General features: G+C 40.9%; 12 protein-coding genes and 1 pseudogene. 10 read left to right on the top strand and 3 right to left on the bottom strand.

What is annotated here, in order from left to right; translation table 11 throughout:
• The first annotated feature begins 24 nt into the window (after positions 1–24).
• Positions 25–1,458 (top strand): patatin-like phospholipase family protein, encoded by a 1,434-nt coding sequence (locus tag ASG93_RS08590; protein WP_056830849.1) that lies wholly within the window; start codon positions 25–27, stop codon positions 1,456–1,458.
• A gap of 156 nt (positions 1,459–1,614) precedes the next feature.
• The gene (locus ASG93_RS08595) at positions 1,615–2,091 is read left to right on the top strand and encodes an N-acetyltransferase (protein ID WP_056830851.1); all 477 of its coding nucleotides are present in this window, start codon (positions 1,615–1,617) and stop codon (positions 2,089–2,091) included.
• A gap of 71 nt (positions 2,092–2,162) precedes the next feature.
• Here the strand turns inward: ASG93_RS08595 and ASG93_RS08600 are convergent, their stop codons facing one another.
• The 3 genes and pseudogenes from ASG93_RS08600 to ASG93_RS34005 all read right to left on the bottom strand — a co-directional run.
• Positions 2,163–3,161 carry a type I glyceraldehyde-3-phosphate dehydrogenase gene (locus tag ASG93_RS08600; RefSeq protein WP_056830853.1) on the bottom strand — a complete coding sequence of 333 codons (999 nt, stop codon included), beginning with the start codon at positions 3,159–3,161 and terminating at the stop codon, positions 2,163–2,165.
• Between the two features lie 85 nt (positions 3,162–3,246).
• Entirely contained in the window at positions 3,247–3,474 is a 228-nt protein-coding gene (locus ASG93_RS08605; protein ID WP_056830855.1) for a DUF896 domain-containing protein, read from the bottom strand.
• Positions 3,475–3,576: 102 nt separating this feature from the next.
• Positions 3,577–3,684, bottom strand: a pseudogene (locus tag ASG93_RS34005) (FAD-dependent oxidoreductase); the annotation flags it as partial.
• Positions 3,685–4,205: 521 nt separating this feature from the next.
• Between ASG93_RS34005 and ASG93_RS08610 the strand changes: the two are divergent.
• The 8 genes from ASG93_RS08610 (at position 4,206) to ASG93_RS08640 (ending at position 14,103) form a co-directional block, all read left to right on the top strand.
• Positions 4,206–4,730 (top strand): DUF5317 family protein, encoded by a 525-nt coding sequence (locus ASG93_RS08610; RefSeq protein ID WP_056830857.1) that lies wholly within the window; start codon positions 4,206–4,208, stop codon positions 4,728–4,730.
• Positions 4,720–7,086 (top strand): EAL domain-containing protein, encoded by a 2,367-nt coding sequence (locus ASG93_RS08615; protein WP_056830859.1) that lies wholly within the window; start codon positions 4,720–4,722, stop codon positions 7,084–7,086. Before ASG93_RS08610 ends, ASG93_RS08615 begins: the two co-directional genes overlap by 11 nt.
• Positions 7,087–7,606: 520 nt before the next feature.
• Complete coding sequence (locus tag ASG93_RS08620) at positions 7,607–10,045, top strand: TOTE conflict system archaeo-eukaryotic primase domain-containing protein (RefSeq protein ID WP_056830861.1); 2,439 nt, start codon at positions 7,607–7,609, stop codon at positions 10,043–10,045.
• 83 nt (positions 10,046–10,128) lie between these two features.
• Positions 10,129–10,647, top strand: coding sequence for a DUF6155 family protein (locus ASG93_RS08625; RefSeq protein WP_268795998.1), 519 nt, complete (start codon positions 10,129–10,131; stop codon positions 10,645–10,647).
• A 385-nt stretch (positions 10,648–11,032) separates the two neighbouring features.
• Positions 11,033–11,161, top strand: a complete 129-nt coding sequence (locus ASG93_RS36770; RefSeq protein ID WP_261304047.1) for a hypothetical protein — start codon at positions 11,033–11,035, stop codon at positions 11,159–11,161.
• A 52-nt stretch (positions 11,162–11,213) separates the two neighbouring features.
• Positions 11,214–12,752, top strand: a complete 1,539-nt coding sequence (locus ASG93_RS08630; protein WP_056830866.1) for an amino acid permease — start codon at positions 11,214–11,216, stop codon at positions 12,750–12,752.
• A 65-nt stretch (positions 12,753–12,817) separates the two neighbouring features.
• On the top strand, positions 12,818–13,570 hold the full coding sequence (locus ASG93_RS08635; RefSeq protein ID WP_056830868.1) for a YwmB family TATA-box binding protein: 753 nt from the start codon (positions 12,818–12,820) through the stop codon (positions 13,568–13,570).
• 296 nt (positions 13,571–13,866) lie between these two features.
• The gene (locus tag ASG93_RS08640; protein ID WP_056830870.1) at positions 13,867–14,103 is read left to right on the top strand and encodes a hypothetical protein; all 237 of its coding nucleotides are present in this window, start codon (positions 13,867–13,869) and stop codon (positions 14,101–14,103) included.
• Positions 14,104–14,728 lie beyond the last annotated feature (625 nt).

The following is a 14,728-nucleotide window of genomic DNA, read 5'->3' on the forward strand; positions in this document are numbered from 1 at the left end:
TAACGAGCGGGAGAGTGAACAAATATGATTGGATTGGCCTTATCCGGCGGCGGTTACCGGGCGTCCTTGTTTCATCTTGGTGTAATGGCCCGACTGGCCGATGAAGGATTGTTGAAGGATGTTGACGCTCTATCTACCGTTTCCGGCGGTTCGATTGTGGGCGCCTTTTATTACCAGATGCTGTGCGAGGAGCTTCGGAACGATCGGCCGTTGACCGACCAGGACTACCGGGACCTAATGCAGCGGGTTATCCAGGCGTTTGTTGCTGTTGTACAGGAAGATTTACGGAATCGCGTAGTCATCACCGGCGGCATCTCACGTTTGGTTCCGGAGCCGATCCTGAAGTGGCTGCTACGGCTGGTTCATAAGGTAGTACCTGCTATGAACCCGGCGGTCATCTTCGACTCCAAGCTGGAGCAGGGAATGAGAGCTCTTATGTTTCGGACGGCCGTTCTGGGTGACCTGATGGACCCTCCTGTCCATCCCAAGAACAGGAAGCCTGAACTGATCCTGAACACCTCCATTCTGGAGAATGGACAGCCTTTATTTATCTCCACGAAACTGACCAGCTTACTATGGAGGCAAAATGAGCGCAATCATGCGATTCGCGCTGATGAGATGATAAATCTACCCCTATCCAAGGCGGTGGCGGCCTCTGCTTGCGTCCCCGGTCTCTTCAACCCCATTACTATCCCGTTCGGGGATCGTATGGTGCATGGGGTGGACGGAGGAGTATTGGACAATCTAGGCGGCCATGCCATTCAGTTGCTTTGGCAGAAGGGAATGTCGGTCCTGCTCAGCGATGCGTCCAAGCCGCTAAGTATTGAGAATTATGTGGAGGTCGATGCTGTTGAGTCGTTCTTTCGCATTCAGGACCTTTTCATGAGTGCCATTCGCGACCTTCGGATCGAGGGGACGGATGATACCATTGTGGACATGCGAAAAGAGATCCCCGGCATTGATCCGACGGTACGGACGCTGGCGATGACGATGAGGACCGATCTGAACGCGTTCTCCGAGGTGGAGGCGTACTCGCTGATGTATGTCGGGTACTGTGCTTGTGGTCAAGAAACGGACAAGCTGCAGGGACAATGCGCCAGCGAACGGCCTTCGGCGAAGAAGGTCGGGGAAGACTGGCCCTTCATGTCCATTCGTCCTTATATGGAGACACCGACGCCGGAGTATTTGGTGTTGATGGGCCAGAAGGCGAAGAAACGTTTCTCGGTGCCGAACCTGACGTTGTCCCGTGCGGTCAGCTTGGGCTATCTGCTGCTCTACCTAGCGGTGTTTGTCTATATATCGGTCCATCACGGAGTGTATGAAGCTATCTGGTATGTGGGTTTTATTCCTGTTCTTCTCATATCGCTCGGGGGCGTTTTGTTTATTCAGCGGCACGTTGCCAAAGGCAAGCGCAAAGGGACGATGGCATCTTTGAACGAGAGCAGTCTGACTTCGTAAATGCTTGATAATCTGATATTTTATAAAGCAAAATACTAGTGAATATTACGAAGCGTATACATGATTAGCTATAGTTAACACTATTAACCAACATAAGGGATGTGGTGTAGATATATGTTATACTTCCGTTAGCGACAAGTGAAAAGGAGATTTATAATGCCTACAATTACGAAAAGACCATTCGATCAAGAGTTCCAAACGATATTAAGTGAATTGCTATCCGGCTACCATGCAGGGGAATTGAGTAAGAAGGAAAGCTCGGAACTGCCTAATGATGTATATCTTATTGAAGTTGATAACACGATGGTAGGGTATGCCGTGGTTTGGGAATACACGAGTGCGAAACAGTTAATTCAGAAAGCGGAGAACGATTATTTTAACGATGATGAAAAATACTTAGAGCAAGACTTCTATATTGATATCAAGAACAAAACAGATTATGTATTTATAGAAGCATTGGATATACTGAAAGAATTTGAGCGGAAGGGCTATGCAGCTTTCTTCATGGATTGGCTTAAACTGAAATACCCTAATAAGAAAATGTATGTTTATTCGTTAGAAAAGTCACGTAATTTTTGGTATAAGCAAGGTTTTGAGGTTGTGGGAAATACGGTATGGATGTCATATAATTAATTGATCGAGCTGAAGTAGGATCACCTCTATTATAAACGGAGGTGATCCTACTTATTCAAAGGTAGCCGATTTTATTTATTAACCAGAAAAGCTGCAACTTCTGCTAATCGCGAAGCGTAACCCCATTCATTATCGTACCAAGTTGCGACGGATAGGATTTCACCCTGCAGTTGGGTCAAAGGAAGGTCAATGATGGAAGAGTGGGGGTCGCCGACAATACGAGATGATGCCCATTCACCTTCCAGAACATCAAGAACACCCTTCAATTGACCATCTGCAGCAGCGCTGCGGAAAATATCATTTACCTGCTGTACCGTACATGGCTTTTCTGTCACAAGGTTTAATTCAGCAATACTTCCGGTGCGCGTTGGAATCCGGTATGCCTTTCCGGTAATCTGCAGATCATTCCAGATAAATTTAAGGGCTCTTGCAGCCCCTGATGAAGAAGGAATGATATTCTCAGCTGCAGCCCACGAATCTCGGCGATCCTTCATAGGCTGATCCGTTAGTGACTGAGTGTTCGTATAAGAATGGACAGTGGAGAAAAGACCATACTTAATCCCGAAGTTTTCTTTGACTATTTTGACCACTGGAGCCAATGCGTTGGTCGTACAACTCGCCATACTAATAATTTTATGCTTTTCCGGATCAAAACTATCCAGATTTATCCCTTTCAGCAATACAGCGTCACAATCTTCAAGGCTCTTGCTAGGACCACTAACTAATACTCTATTTGCCCCGCGATCCAAATGGACCTGAGCAACAGCTCGGGTGACAGCTCGGCCTGTACAGTCAATTACCAGATCTACATCTAATTGTTTCCAATTAGGGACTTCCTTCGATGAGTCGATAAACTGAATTTCGCGTCCACCGATTACCATACTACCTTCTTGTGCCGATACAGCTTCGTGCCAGCGCTTATAATTGGTATCAACTTCGAACAGAGCGGCAAGTGTTGCTGCGTCTTTAATATCGGAGATGGACACGGGAACGAATAGTTGATCCTGTAAAGCCACTCTTAATAATTGTCTGCCAATACGCCCAAATCCGAATATTCCTATTTTGCCCATGGTGTAACCTCCATTGAATAATATGAATTCCTTACCGGTATGCCTCAATTTTAGCACATTTTGGTTCCTATCACTCAGGAAGCATTTATTTTGCAGCTATTCTGGCCTGTTCATTTTTTAATCTTTCAGGGGTAACATTATCTCCGTTCGGATCAATAATTGTAGAATTCAAGAGCAAGCTGTCTATTGAACCACGAAATATTTGAAGGTATTCTTTACGCAGATTGGCTTGTTCTGTTTTTTCAATCTCCGTTAATCCGATTTCCTTCTCTTTTCTTGAAAGCTCATTAATTTTATTTAAAATGGTAAGCATAGTGAACCACTCCTTTTACGAATTGTGTAAAGTTGGTCAATTTTTATTCAGAAGTTTCAAAATATCATGATCAACGTATCTCTTGCCATTCATTTCGCTAATCATACTTTTATCATTATGGATGAGTAAAGTATTCTTTCCTGCTTTTGCTGCAAACAATGCTGCACTTGCTCCCGCGGGACCTGCGCCAATCACTGCGATATCGTACATATCAACACTCCTTCGAATGTGTTTATTTAATTTCAAGTATCTCAAAATTAAGATTCTTAGTTATGAGATAATAATAGGCTTTATAAAGTGAAAAGTCAATAGGTATTTCATTTTTTCGATTTGCCATTTATGGGCAGAGATAAGGGATCATTGGCCGCGGCATTCAATTTAATTCGGCATCTTCAGAATAGAGGTATATGGGTAGCCAATTTCATTGCATGGGAACATCGAATGTCATTTTATATCGAATTATCGAATATTTTGAATATTTTCGTTGTATAAAAAATCCATTAAAAGTATAATTTCTTTAGTGGATTTTTCCATTTGACTAGACACATTCTTTTCAAACAAAGGGGAGGAAATGCAATGAAAAATTGGAAGAATTGGATACTTATGACTCTTGTTTTGACTGCTATGGTTTATTCATCCGTTGTATCACAGCCTTGGGGGCCTTAATCCCAAAAAAGGAGCTAGGCAAAACCTAGTTCCTTTCATTTTTTTATATAAAGGAATGAACATATATGATTTACTTCATACTTGCAGGCCTTCTACTTTGTATCATCCTGAAACGCAATTTATTGACAATTGTTGATTCCTTTGCAGCTTTCAGAATGCCTTACTTATTGATCGGTACCTTTGCGTTTCAAATTTTTATATATTGGTTGAGTAATAGAACTGGGCGCGATTATCCTATTCTAGTCGAATTCTCGTTTGCTATAATGATCTTAGGCTTATGGATGAACAGGAATTTACCAGGAATTAATTTTATATGTTTTGGGGCTTTGTTTAATTTATTTGCCATTAGTATACACGGCGGTTTAATGCCAGTATCAGAAAAGGCGCTGATGATGTCTGGGTATAATGGTTCTGCTTTTGTTACAGGCGATCCTCGACATCAGCTAATGAATACATCCTATTATTGGTGGTTGGGAGATTGGATTCCTTTTTTCAAACATGTGATAAGTATTGGAGATATTAGTGTAGGATTCGGATTTATTAGATTTCTATTAGGAATCACTTCGAAGAGGGAGCAGCATGAAGGATAAAAATCTATACACTCTGATATTATTCTTAATTGGCATTTACACAACATTTATCTGTCTGAAATTTCTTGAATCTAATAGAGTTTGGGAACCTATAGTTCTTATATGCGTCTTAACATTTATAGTTGATATATTTCCAATTAAAATGTCTAAAGGACTTTTGTACAATGGATCAACATTAGGAATTCTTTATTTGATGTATGTTATGGGAATTTCAGCAAGTACAGTTCCTATCCTTGTAAGCACAATAATGTTTTTTTTGTTAGCTACCAAACCATTTTATAAGATTAACTGGTATCGGTTATTTTCAACAGTAGGCATGTATTTTATTAGTATGGTGTGTGCAGCAGCGATTCTGCAGTTTACAACCAAGCTACCACTGATTGTTCAAGTTATTTGTATGACCTTTGTTTTTGAGAATGTTAACTTATTCATACGTGCGGGAATCATGAAATTTGTAAGTAAAATTCCTTTTTTTAATGAAATTTCAATTATTAAGATTGTTAAAGTGCAAGCTTCATTAGCCATAGTAGCCATTTTTTTGTACCATTTTCTGAAACAAACAAATTCGAGTGACTTAGTTATCGAGATCATTTTTGCGGTCTTTCTCATGATCTTCATTAACTTCCTAATCACAGCGTATAACAAGCATATGTATAAAATAGAAGAAAGCAAACAACGTTACCAGTCATTATTTGACCGTAATCCAGATATTGTTTTTACATTAGATCTATCTGGTAAAATTACGAGTATTAACCCGATGTTAGAGAAATTACTTGGCTATTCCCCAGAGTCTATAATGGATGTTAATTTATTCGAATATGTGAATTCTACAGGGAAACAAGATGTGATACATCGTATAGAACAAGCGCTGCTGGGAAATCCGCAACAATTTACGATGGGCTTTTTAACAAAAGAAGGTAAGAGCCGTGATATGTTCATAACTTGTGGTCCGACGGTAGTAAATGAGCAAATTGTTGGCGTCTATGGAATTGCTAAGGATATTACTGAACAGAAGCAAGCGGAACAGATTATTCATAGAATGGCTTACTTCGATGAAATAACCGGGCTGCCGAACCGAAGCAACTTTCAGGAGCGCATGGCGGAAACATTAGAAAAAGCTCGTAGCAACTCCTTAGCAGGATTAATGTTTCTGGATCTAGATAAATTCAAACAAGTAAATGATACGTTGGGGCATTATACAGGTGATCTTCTATTAGTAGATGTGTCCAAACGTATTATCCAAGCTGTTCCGGAAGGATCTATCGTATCTAGGCTGGGGGGCGATGAATTTACGATTATTTTTCCGAATCTAAGCCATACAGATGAGGTCATTCCAGTTGCCGATGAGATCCTGCGAGCATTAGCTGAACCGTTTTACTTATACAATAGAGAATTATATATAACGACCAGTATAGGGATTTGTATATATCCTGAACATGGGACCGATGTGGGAACGCTGATCAAAAATGCAGATGCCTCTATGTACCGCGCCAAAGAATCCGGCGGAAACACCTACAGCGTATATTCGGAAAATATTCAAGAGCTTAATGAAGCCAAGCACAAGATACATTCTAACTTGCACAAAGCGATTGAGCGTGAAGAATTTTACTTGCATTTTCAACCGAAGATCGATTTGATTAATGATAAAATTAACGGAGTAGAGGCCCTCATTCGATGGGAAAATCAAGAATTGGGACTTATGTCGCCTGTTCAATTTATTCCGATCGCTGAGGAGAGTGGATTGATCCTGCCCATAGGGGAATGGGTATTAAGGACGGCATGTAGGCAGAATAAAGCTTGGCAGGATGCGGGTTTTCCTCCTATCGTGATGTCGGTTAATCTTTCCTCCATTCAATTACAGAATGAGCATTTAGTTCGTACGATTGGGCAAATTTTGCGGGAAACGGAGCTAGATCCTCAGTGGCTTGAAATTGAGATAACGGAAAGCATGCTGCTGCAGAATACCCAACATACGATGAAGGTGCTTGAAGAAATAAAAGAGCTCGGTATATCTATTTCCATCGATGATTTTGGAGTGGGTTACTCTTCGCTTAGCTATTTGAAGCATTTTTCATTTGATTATTTGAAAATGGATAAGTCTTTTATTGATAACTTAAACATGTCTCCAAAAGACGAATTGATCATAAGCGGAATTATCAAATTGGCGCATAGCTTAAACATGAAAGTAATCGCCGAAGGAGTCGAATCGAGTGAACAGCTTTCTTACTTGCGTGAACAAGGTTGTGATGGTGTTCAAGGATATTTGATCAGTAAACCTTTGTCGGCTGGGGAGTTTATTGAGCGGGTGTGGTCTCTAAAAAATGAGAGAGCACATAAATATCTAGATTATATATAAGGTATTTCTAATGGGATGAGGCGGAGTCTTCTCTACGTGAACTAATATTGGGGGAATTCTGTGGAAACATGGTCAGTCTACAAATTTCATCGCGTAGCCCCAACCCCTGTGGAACGAGGATACCTTATTTTGCTCGAAACCGTGTATTTCATGGTTTCGCGGAACGAGGAGCCTCTATTTTACACTTCAGAGGTGTAAAATCCGCAAAAACACCAAAATAGCGTCCCCACGTTCCGCATAATGGCCCAATATCGATATATTAGTCAAAATAGCGTCCCCTCGTTCCCCACGAGCCTCGGATCGGCAGCTTAGTACCGAATTTGCAGATTTTCAACCCACTATTTTATAGGAAAACGTTAATCAAGGTCATTGAGCGATAAAGGAATGAAAAGGGGACTCCTTCATGGGGTCTCTTTTCAGTCTGTATCACAATTTAATGTGAAAGGACGGCTTTTTTATTCCTAACCTCTAATATTAATATGATAAACTAACCTTATAAAGTTACGTTCCCGGAGGAATTATGAACGATCTAGCAAGAAAGCTGGAGCTCGCGCTGAAAGAAATTGAACGATTGAATCAGGAGAATCATCAACTGAAGCAAAAGCTTGCTATTTTTACAAAAGATGATTCTGAGGTTGTTAATTGTAGTCTTCTTCAAGATGCTATTGTGATGAAAGAACCAATTGTTAAGCTAGAACTCGAAAAAGGCAACGTCCATAATTATTCTACACCGAGTGAAAAGATTGCGTTATTTCGCAGTCTTTTTCGTGGTCGTGAAGACGTTTATCCAAACAGGTGGGAAAGTAAAACGGGGAAATCTGGGTACTCTCCAGTGTGCGGTAACGAATGGTCATTTGTTTGTAAGAAACCTCAAATCAAGTGCTCAGATTGCTCCCATAAAGAGTTTCTCTCTGTAACGGATGAGATCGTATCACACCATCTTGATGCAAAGATTAACCGTACGATTGGTGTTTATCCAATGCTGCAGGATGAAACTTGTTGGTTTCTAGCCATTGATTTTGATAAACAAGATTGGAAACAGGATGCAGCTGCCGTCATAACAACTTGCGAAGAACTTCAGATCCCTGCTTCGTTGGAACGCTCCCGTTCGGGAAACGGCGGGCATGTATGGATATTTTTTGATCAGCCTGTTGAAGCAAGTTTGGCACGGAAATTCGGCTGTGCGCTTTTAACCAGGACGATGGAAAACAGATATGAGCTTGGTCTAGATTCCTATGATCGTCTATTTCCTAATCAAGATACACTTCCAAGAGGTGGGTTTGGCAATTTGATAGCTCTACCTTTGCAAGGAGGACCTCGAAAAGAAGGGAATAGTGTTTTTGTAGACAAGGGTTTTATTCCGTATGAAGATCAATGGGGCTTTTTATCAGGTTTAAAGAAAATGAGTATTTCTGAAGTAGAAAACAAGCTGCAGCAGATTACAAGAAATTCAAAAATTTTAAACGCAGGTATTTGGGAAGAGGAAATAGAAGAGGGTAGACCATGGGAATTAAAACAAATGAATTTGGACGTAGAAGAAATGGATATGATACTGCCATCGAAAGTTCATATCACTTTATCTAATATGCTCTATATCGAAAAGAACGGATTATCAGATAAAGCAATTAATCGAATCAGGCAGCTCGCCAGCTTTCAAAATCCAGACTTTTATAAAACTCAAGCGATGCGGTTGCCTACTTATGGCAAACCTCGCGTCATCGGATGTGCTGAAGACTTTCCTAAGCATATTGCTTTGCCCAGAGGGTGTCTCCATTTAATCATTAATTTGTTAAATAAGTACAATGTTGAATGTTCAATAACCGATGAAAGGAATAAGGGATTAGAAGTAGATATACAGTTTTCAGGTCAACTCTCAATCCTGCAGGATGCAGCCGCGAGATCAGTCCTGGCTCATGATACAGGTATTCTTTCTGCTACAACGGCTTTTGGAAAAACGGTAGTTGCGGCTTCAATTATTGCTTCCAGAAAAGTGAATACTTTAGTGTTGGTGCATCGCCGTGAATTAATGGATCAATGGAAGGAAAGATTAACTACTTTTCTTAATCTGCAAACAAAAGATATCGGTGTCATCGGAGGCGGGAAGGAGAAGCGAACGGGTATTATCGATATTGCTGTCATTCAAAGCTTAAATAATAAAGGTCAAATAAAGGATTACTTAACAGAGTATGGGCAAATCATTGTAGACGAATGTCATCATGTTTCTGCGTTTAGCTTTGAGCAAGTGTTGAAAAAGGCAAATGCCAAATATGTAGTTGGTTTAACGGCTACTCCAACCAGGCAGGATGGACAACAACCAATTGTACTTATGCAGTGCGGTCCGATTCGAACTAGAATAGACGCGAAGTCCCAAGCTATTTCAAGAGGATTTGAACATAAAGTATTGCCAAGGTATACATCTTTTCAATTACCATCTCAAACGGTCAGTCCTCCTATTCAGACAATTTATCAGTTATTAGTAGAAGATGAAAAAAGGAATGAGATGATTTTTGACGATTTATTAAAATGTTTGGATCAAGGAAGATCACCGATCCTCCTAGCAGAGCGAACAGCGCATGTTGAGTATTTTGAAAAAAAGCTTGAAAAGTTCGCGAAAAATGTAATTGTATTACGAGGCGGTATGGGAAAAAAGCAAAGAGAGGCCATTAGGCAGCGAATTGCAAGCATACCTGATAACGAAGAACGAGTTTTTATTGCAACTGGTAAATTGATTGGAGAGGGCTTCGATGATGCCAGGTTGGATACGTTATTTTTAGTTCATCCGATCTCGTGGAAAGGAAGCTTGCAGCAATACGCAGGGAGATTACATCGTTCACATGCTAACAAACAAGACGTTCAAATTTATGATTATGTTGACATTCAGGTACCACTTCTCATGAGTATGTACAGAAAAAGGGTAAAAGGATACCGAACAATGGGGTATAATGGGATGGAATTGTAGTTGAAACAGAATGAATAATTACTTGAAATGAAAGGAAAGAGAGTTACTATGACCAAGATTTCCATACCAGAGCTTAAGAAACAATTAAGTATAAGGCTGAAGAGCTAGTCTCTATCATTATCGATTGTTATAAATCAAGTAGCGATGTAAAAAGCTATATTCATATGATGCTGGAACCTGAGAGTACAGAAAATCAATTGTTTGATGAAGCCAAAAAGAAAATTGAGCATCAGTTCTTCCCGGATCGCGGACATCCAAAGCTTAAATTGTCAGAAGCGAAAAAAGCGATTTCGGAATTCGGTAAACTTTGCAACAATCAGGCGAGAACGATAGATTTGATGATTTATTATGTAGAGCTGGGTGTGAGTTTTACGAACAGTTACGGTGATATCGATGAACCATTTTATTATAGTATGGAGTCTATGTATCAAAATGCTTTAAATAAAATCAGAACAGATAGCGGTAGCGGATTGTATCATCTCTTTCGCGACAGGCTTAAGGGAATCGTTCGGGATACAGATGGGATGGGTTGGGGATTTCATGATCAACTAGCTGGAATGTTTTATGAATTTGCAGCCGACTATGAAGATGATATTGAGTAGGCGAAAAGATAAAGGAGATATGTCTTGTGACGTATCTCCTTTTGAATCTCAATCAACGATAGAGATCATATATTTATGCTAGATGAGGATGCATCTAAGGTATCGTCGAATAATTGTTTATGAAAGACCTCGCCATCTTCCATTCTAGCTATTAGTTCAAACATAGTCCTTGCGTGGCTCAAATTCATTCACTAGCTGAAAGAAAAATAGAATCGGAATATTCCTTGTACAACCCTCATATCCATAATCAAAAGGATAACTAGCAGGCAAAGGTGCCATAGGTCAAGAATGACACGTCGTTCTCTGCACCTGGGCACCTTTTTGTTTTCATTCATCAACTAGGAAATCTAAGGGTCAAGATTCTGGAGAAGGAGGTGGAGGCCGAATGGAACTGACGATTGGCATCGTAATTATTGCGGTAACGTGTTTGTTTGCTTTATGGATTGTCAGAATCGCCAACAAAAGCATTCGCGAATTCGATGAAAGCAAGCATGAAAGTTTCCTAGGGAAATGAGACTTGTAACTTGTTTGTACAAATCGTATTTATTTGATGAGGAGGATAAAAGATGAGCAACCCTTCCAATCATCATGAAAAAGACAAAAGGGATTTAAACAAGTTCGGTTATGCCCAAGAACTGCTTCGCAGTATGGGTGGATTTTCTAATTTCGCGATTTCATTCTCCATCATTTCCATTCTTACTGGCGCTGTATCTTTATATGGTCACGGATTAACCTATGGCGGTGCGGGGATGATGGGTTTTGGCTGGCCGATCGTCGCTCTTTTTGTCATGTTCGTCGCGGCTGTCATGGCTGAGCTAGCTTCCGCGATTCCGACGGCTGGTGCCTTGTACCATTGGGCAGCTATTTTGAAAAACAAACGCTGGGGCTGGTACACCGCATGGATCAATCTGATTGGCCAAATCGGGATTGTGGCTGGTATCGATTATTCGGTAGCGCTATTCGCAGATCCGCTCATCGCGAGTGTGTTCGGTTATGAATCTAACAATACAACCGTGTTGATTTGTTTCACGATCATCTTACTTACGCATGGTATTCTGAATCATATCGGGATTCGTATCGTTTCTAAGCTTAACGACTTCTCGGCATGGTACCATATCGCTGTGGTGGCGGTGCTGGTTTTGTCACTTGCCTTTTTCACCAAAGGCAGCTTGAATCCTGTCGATTATTTATTCAAAGTGGGCGAAACGTTCTCGGATAAACCGTATATGTTAGCTTTTCTAATCGGACTTTTGCAAGCGCAGTGGACATTTACGGGTTACGACGCCTCCGCTCATACCATCGAAGAGACCATTAACCCTCGTGTGCGCGCGCCTTGGGGTATTTTCACATCCGTTGCCTACTCGTTTGTCATTGGATTCGTTATGCTTGCTTTTGTTACCTTGTCCATCAAGGATGCCGGTGCTGCTGCCGGTTCAAGCAATGCTTTCATCTATGTCATCAGCCAAGCGCTGGGCGGTACATTCGGTTCCGTCATTCTATGGCTTGTCACCGCCGCGATGTGGTTCTGCGGTCTAGCTTCTATCACTTCCTTTTCACGTATGATGTATGCCTTCTCTCGTGACAAAGGGATGCCGATGAGCCATCAATGGGCGCAAATTTCAAAGAAATACCGTACACCTGCCAAAGCCATATGGCTGGCCATTATCCTATCCTTCCTGCTCGCTTTCATCGACTATATCATCAAAATGGTGAATCCAGATGCAACTTACACGACGATAGCGTTCCTAACCGCGGTCAGTGTTGTGGGCTTATATGTGGCTTACGGCATTCCGATCTATCTCAAACTGAGAGCGAAAGCGGAAGGCAGATTTCAAGATAAACATCTCGGGCCATGGAATCTCGGAAAATATAGCACATTCATTTCTATCGTCGCGCTTTTGTGGATCATTTTCATCTGTATCGTCATGGTGATTCCTCCGAATCAAATGGCTGGCTACGCCGTAGCTGGGATGCTGATTCTTCTGATTATTATGGATTTGGCTTATTATAAAAAGCACTTCCCTGGGCCACAGGCCGCACTTAACACTTCCATGGAAGAAATCGTTCGCCGGGAAAAAGAACTTGAGAAAACCTCCTCTGTTTAACATTTGCTAGATTTGGGCATCCTTTTACTAGAGTTTAAGATTCTAGTAAAGAGGTGCCTTTTTATATGCAGAAATCCTGGTTATTATCCATTATATGTATGTCCATTATAAGTATGATTTTTGGATGGGTTCGTCATGCCGATGCGCAAGGTGAACAAGAAGCTCTTCAGTTATTGAACACAGTGAAACCGTACATGACGAGTGAGAATCAAATAACCTTCAAATATACAGGCTATTATGGAACGTGCGGTCGTATTGATCAGGATATGCTGCAGGTTGGGAAGAAACTATCTCAAGCATTTGGAATTCCTCAGGCAGAAGTATTGAGTGAATCTAATTCACATCCGATTTATACAGCGAAATCCGAGGTTGTGCCCGGGGCGGTCGTCACTTTAACAGTTGCAAGTCCACAAGGACAATCAGCCTGCTATGTCGTCTTGCGATTAGAAGCTTATAATGGAGCCGAACAGTCGGATTTGGTCAAATGGCAGGAACAAGCGGGCGAACAATTGAAGAAACTCGGAATAAATGGCCAATGGAATGTGATGGTGCAAGGTTATGTAAATGAACAAGAACAATCTGGTCAAAAGAGCTCCTCGGAGCTGGTAGATTCTATTGCTCTAGCTTTTAAAGGCAAAATCGTAGAAAGCTATAAAGATCAAAATACGGTAAGTACGTCTCTGGCATCTAAGCAGTTCCATTCTTCTATTAAGAGTGGTGACCAAACAGTAAATCTGCAGATTGCTCTACATCAAGAATCTACGACTGGCAAGTCTCGACTAACCGTAGGTACTCCGATCATAACGATGGAGTATTGAAAATACAGTGTGAAGGTGCAGTTAATGCTGCTCCTTCTTTATTTGCTTCTATTTTTGGTTCGGATCAAAATTAATAGTTTTCTGAGGTTTAATAGATTAATAGATTGGTTAGAATGAGTAACAAGTACATAAGAAAGTAAGCAAGGAGGTGAACTTAATATGCTGAAGAAAGCCAATCAAAAGAAGCCGATCCTGCCAACGAATAATCCTGTTATTATAAATAATCGCTATTGTTTCCTGATGTGGGCAAAAACGGGTAATAAACGGTATCTGAATATACTCCGAGGAGTGGGAATATGACAACGATAACCAAGCCGGTCATCCCTAGTATAATTGCAGAATCGATTGAAAGCCTCCGTTGTGAGGGTTGGGTAGATGATGACTTCTTTAACTTTTCGCAATATGATGAGGAGCGTTCGGAAGCTCGTATTTTGTTTCATTACTTTCGAAACAATCGGGCAACGTTTGCGGCTGCCATTGTTAACAGTTATGTGGTTCATGAGCGTATGATGGAAATTAGTGCAGCTGAGTGAGCTGTCGAGCGCTTGTTGAGGAAGCTTCTTATAGAGTGAACAGAATTATAATGCCTTTGTTTTCGGATTACTAAACATTAAAAGCGTCGGTTTTAAGATTGCTTTCAAAAAAGTGAGTATAAAGAACACGTGCTTAAGCAGCAGGTGTTTTTTTGTTATTAAAGAGGTAAGAATCAACCTTAGAAACTTTTTTGTAATTGGAAAAATAAAACATTGCATTACGTTTGATAACCATGGTATATTATCACTCCGGCCGCAAGACAGGCTGGTGAAAGTAACTAGAAAAACTAGTTGCAAAATAAAAATCAGTATGGTATATTACTTCTCGCTGCTTCGGTAACACGGCAGTGAACGAAAGAAATTGATCTTTGAAAACTGAACAACGAGTGAGTAAGCACGAACGANCAGTATGGTATATTACTTCTCGCTGCTTCGGTAACACGGCAGTGAACGAAAGAAATTGATCTTTGAAAACTGAACAACGAGTGAGTAAGCACGAACGAGTAATCGTTCAAAAAAGAGATTGCAAAATCTCGCTAGCAACGCAAATGAGCAATTAAGCTTTCAAATAGTTTTATCTATTATGGAGAGTTTGATCCTGGCTCAGGACGAACGCTGGCGGCGT

Source organism: Paenibacillus sp. Soil787, from assembly GCF_001429545.1.
GTDB lineage: Bacteria > Bacillota > Bacilli > Paenibacillales > NBRC-103111 > Paenibacillus_E.

What these genes read in the sequence shown, in the direction of transcription:
- ASG93_RS08610 (WP_056830857.1), top strand. Translation starts at nt 4,206, where the DNA reads ATGATTTACTTCATACTTGCAGGCCTTCTACTTTGTATCATCCTGAAA.
- ASG93_RS08595 (WP_056830851.1), top strand. Translation starts at nt 1,615, where the DNA reads ATGCCTACAATTACGAAAAGACCATTCGATCAAGAGTTCCAAACGATA.
- ASG93_RS08615 (WP_056830859.1), top strand. Translation starts at nt 4,720, where the DNA reads ATGAAGGATAAAAATCTATACACTCTGATATTATTCTTAATTGGCATT.
- ASG93_RS08600 (WP_056830853.1), bottom strand. Translation starts at nt 3,161, where the DNA reads ATGGGCAAAATAGGAATATTCGGATTTGGGCGTATTGGCAGACAATTA.
- ASG93_RS08620 (WP_056830861.1), top strand. Translation starts at nt 7,607, where the DNA reads ATGAACGATCTAGCAAGAAAGCTGGAGCTCGCGCTGAAAGAAATTGAA.
- ASG93_RS08630 (WP_056830866.1), top strand. Translation starts at nt 11,214, where the DNA reads ATGAGCAACCCTTCCAATCATCATGAAAAAGACAAAAGGGATTTAAAC.
- ASG93_RS08590 (WP_056830849.1), top strand. Translation starts at nt 25, where the DNA reads ATGATTGGATTGGCCTTATCCGGCGGCGGTTACCGGGCGTCCTTGTTT.
- ASG93_RS08640 (WP_056830870.1), top strand. Translation starts at nt 13,867, where the DNA reads ATGACAACGATAACCAAGCCGGTCATCCCTAGTATAATTGCAGAATCG.
- ASG93_RS36770 (WP_261304047.1), top strand. Translation starts at nt 11,033, where the DNA reads ATGGAACTGACGATTGGCATCGTAATTATTGCGGTAACGTGTTTGTTT.
- ASG93_RS08635 (WP_056830868.1), top strand. Translation starts at nt 12,818, where the DNA reads ATGCAGAAATCCTGGTTATTATCCATTATATGTATGTCCATTATAAGT.
- ASG93_RS08605 (WP_056830855.1), bottom strand. Translation starts at nt 3,474, where the DNA reads ATGCTTACCATTTTAAATAAAATTAATGAGCTTTCAAGAAAAGAGAAG.